The sequence below is a fragment of the Pseudoxanthomonas sp. LjRoot204_2 genome (assembly GCF_056175765.1).
The window spans coordinates 1-3,166 of record NZ_JBGFFG010000385.1 but is presented as its reverse complement, the minus strand read 5'-3'; the positions used below and the strand labels follow the sequence as shown (position 1 = coordinate 3,166).

3 protein-coding genes are annotated in these 3,166 nt (G+C 65.7%); all 3 read left to right on the top strand.

Features of this window, described 5'->3' with window-relative positions:
- Positions 1–200 precede the first annotated feature (200 nt).
- Positions 201–1,016: an SEL1-like repeat protein gene (locus AC04L7_RS15245; RefSeq protein WP_296282626.1), complete on the top strand. Its 816-nt coding sequence runs from the start codon at positions 201–203 to the stop codon at positions 1,014–1,016.
- A 103-nt stretch (positions 1,017–1,119) separates the two neighbouring features.
- Complete coding sequence (locus AC04L7_RS15240) at positions 1,120–1,560, top strand: DUF2147 domain-containing protein (protein ID WP_296282625.1); 441 nt, start codon at positions 1,120–1,122, stop codon at positions 1,558–1,560.
- A 121-nt stretch (positions 1,561–1,681) separates the two neighbouring features.
- Positions 1,682–3,166, top strand: a 1,485-nt coding sequence (metG, locus tag AC04L7_RS15235) for a methionine--tRNA ligase (protein ID WP_475513325.1), incomplete at its 3' end; no start/stop codon positions are given.

Below are 3,166 nucleotides of genomic sequence, written 5' to 3'. Positions count from 1 at the left end.
GCTGTATACCGAGATGCTTGCCTTCTTCGACCGGCATATCGGGAAAACGGATTCTGGCGCATCGAAGTAACGCCATCCCGCACGGATGCGGTGGAGAGCGCCAGGCTCCGCACCACGGCCATGACTTCCGAGACGTGACCGGCGACAACGTCGCCGGTCACAATCGAAGCCTACTTCCCATCACCGGTGTCGGAGTACACATGGGCAACCTCAGGACGACCACCTTGTGCCTGCTGCTGGCTGGCACTGCGGCCGCATTTTCCGCGGCACATGCCGCCAAACCTCCGCCGGACCCGACACGCGACGCGATGATGCTCAGCGCCGGCTTCCTGAGCGGACATCCCGACCTGCGCTACCGCCTGCTGGGCCTGAAGCGGTTCAAGGCCGGCGAGTTCGACGAGGCGTTCCGTTTCTACCAGCGCGCCGCCTACTACGGCGACAAGCCTTCGCAAGGGATGGTGGGGGAGATGCTGTGGAACGGCCAGGGGACGGCGAAGGATCGCGCCCTGGCGTATGCGTGGATGGACCTGGCGTCCGAGCGCGGGTACACCGGGTTCCTCGGACTGCGGGAGCGCTATTGGGAGCAACTGACGGAGGCTGAACGCGCCCGGGCTGTCGACGAAGGCCAGGCCATCTATGCCCGGTTCGGCGACCAGGCCGCGCAGCCGCGCCTGGCCACCGTGCTCCGCCGCGAGAAACGTCGGTCCACGGGAAGCCGTACCGGTTTCACCGGGAACCTGCAGATCCACATCCCCGGCCCGGGGGGATTCATTCCGATCGATGGCAGCAAGTTCTACGACGACCGCTACTGGGACCCGAAGCAGTACCAGGCGTGGCACGACGAAATCTGGATGAAGCCGCGCATCGGGCGTGTGTCGGTGGGCAGCGTCGAACAAGTRCCGGGATCAACCCCGCCGGCTTCGCGCATTCCCGCCACGGCGCCGCAGCAGGATGCGCAGGAGCCGGAGACGCCCGAGGCGGACGACGCCGACCTCGGCACCCGCAAAGACGGCTGAACAGCTGGCACGCCGCGCTTCCATACGCCGGCGGATGCGGTATAACAGCGGCATCCCGCCGGTCGTTGCCGGCGGGCCTGACCTACATCCCTGGGAGGGGAACATGCGCAAGACCCTGATGGCCGTGATGCTGGCCGCCCCGCTGATGGCCCTGTCGCTGGTGGCCTCGGCCGCCGACCCGGTGGTCGGCCGCTGGAAGACCATCGACAGCGAAACCGGCAAGCCGAAATCCTTCGTCGAGATCACCCAGGCCGCGAACGGCACGATCACCGGCCGGATCGTCGAGTTGATCAACCCGAGCAAGCCCAATCCGACCTGCGACAAGTGCAAGGGCGACCGCAAGAACAAGCCGATTACGGGGATGGAGATCATCCGCGGCATGAAGGCGGAAGGCGGTGGCGATTACGCGGGCGGCACCATCCTGAAGCCGGATGAAGGCAAGGAATACAAGTCGAAGATGGAGTTGATCGAAGGTGGCAAGAAGCTGGAGGTCTCCGGCTGCATCGCCTTCATCTGCAAGTCGCAGACCTGGATCCGCCAGTAAGTCTCGACGCATCCTGTTGCAAGACGGGCCCGGCATTGCCGGGCCCGTTGCGTTCTGGCCAGGCGGAAGGGGCATCCGGCCGTCCATGCGATAATCGCGCGCCCCCGCAACGAAGTCCGACATGAGCCGCACCGCCCTCGTCACCAATGCCCTGCCCTACGCCAATGGCCCGCTGCACCTGGGTCATCTGGTCGGCTACATCCAGGGCGACATCTGGGTGCGGGCCCGGCGCATGCGCGGGGACACGGTGTATTTCGTCTGCGCCGACGACACCCACGGCACGCCGATCATGCTGGCAGCGGAGAAGGCGGGCGTCACCCCGGAGGCCTTCATCGCGGGCATCCAGGCAAGCCACGAGCGCGACTTCGCCGCCTTCGGTGTGGCCTTCGACCATTACGACTCGACCAACTCGTCCGGCAACCGGGCGTTGACGGAACAGTTCTACCAGCGCCTCGATGCCGGTGGGCACATCAGCCGCCGCACGGTGGCGCAGTTCTACGATCCGGCCAAGGGCATGTTCCTGCCGGACCGCTACATCAAGGGTATCTGCCCGAACTGTGGATCCGCCGACCAGTACGGCGACAACTGCGAGGTCTGCGGCGCGACCTACGCACCGACCGATCTGAAGGAACCGACGTCCATCCTGTCCGGCAGCACGCCGGAGATCCGCGACTCGGAACATTACTTCTTCGATGTCGGCCGCTTCGATGCGTTCCTGCGCGAATGGCTGGCGGGCGACGTCGCCCTGCCGGGCGTGAAGGCGAAGCTGCGCGAGTGGCTGGATGCCGACGGTGGCCTGCGCGCGTGGGACATCTCGCGCGATGCGCCCTACTTCGGCTTCGAGATTCCCGGCGCACCCGGCAAGTACTTCTATGTCTGGCTGGATGCGCCGATTGGCTACCTGAGCAGCTTCCACGCCCTGTGTGCGCAGCGTGGCCTCGACTTCGCATCGCATCTCGACGCCGGTACCGAGGTGGAACTGCACCATTTCATCGGCAAGGACATCGTCAACTTCCACGGCCTGTTCTGGCCGGCGGTGCTGCACGGCACGGGGCACCGCGCACCGACCCGCCTGCACGTCAACGGTTACCTCACGGTGGATAGCGCGAAGATGTCGAAGTCGCGCGGCACGTTCATCATGGCGCGCACCTACCTGGACGTAGGCCTCGAGCCTGAGGCACTGCGCTATTACTACGCGGCGAAGTCGTCCGGGGGCGTGGACGATCTCGACCTGAACCTCGGTGATTTCATCGCGCGCGTCAATGCGGACCTGGTCGGCAAGTTCGTCAACCTGGCCAGCCGCTGTGCCGGCTTCATCGACAAACGCTTCGGCGGTGCGCTGGCCGAAGCGCTGCCGGACCCGGGGATGTACCAGCGTTTCGTCGATGCGCTCGCCCCCATCGCCGATGCCTACGAACGCAACGAACCCGCCACGGCGCTGCGCCTGACGATGGCGCTGGCCGATGAAGCGAACAAGTACATCGATGAAACCAAGCCGTGGGTGATCGCCAAGCAGGAGGGCGCGGACGCCGACCTGCAGTCGGTCTGCACACAGGGGCTGAACCTGTTCCGCATTCTCGCAGCGGCACTGAAGCCGGTGTTGCCG